The organism is Neisseria sp. P0021.S007 (assembly GCF_051956855.1).
This window is the reverse complement of the sequence record NZ_JBQCXA010001661.1, coordinates 1-449: the sequence shown is the minus strand read 5'-3', so window position 1 is coordinate 449 and position 449 is coordinate 1. Positions and strand designations below refer to the sequence as shown.

The 449-nt window shown below is 46.8% G+C and carries 1 pseudogene; it reads left to right on the top strand.

From position 1 onward, the window contains the following. A pseudogene (locus tag ACTHUR_RS20790) lies at positions 1-449 on the top strand (outer membrane insertion C- signal); the annotation flags it as partial.

The window sequence follows — 449 nt, the reverse complement described above, 5'->3', positions numbered from 1 at the left end:
GAGCTGGAGCAGGCAGTTAATGGCTTTGCTGCCGGCAGCAACTTCGTCGCTACTAATGAAGATGGCAGCAAAACCGTCCGTGAAGCTACACAAGCAGATGTTGAAGCTGACGGCTTTGGCGGATTGGGTTTGAAAGAAGTTGTAGCTGCACACGATGAGGCATTGGGTGACTTGACTGAAACCGTCAACGACAACAGCGAAGCATTGGTAAAAACTGCAGAAGTTGTTAACGCCATCAGCGCAGATGTAAATGCTAATAAAGCAGCATTGGAAGAGCAAAAAGAAGCTAACGAAGGCTTCAATAATGCGATTGCCAGCTTGGATAAAGACATCGTTGACTTGGCACAAGCAGGTCTGAAAGCAACTGAGGCTTTGGAAGCCAACCGTAAAGATATTGATGCCAACACAGCAGCAATCGAAACTAAAGCCGATAAAGCTGACTTCGAAGA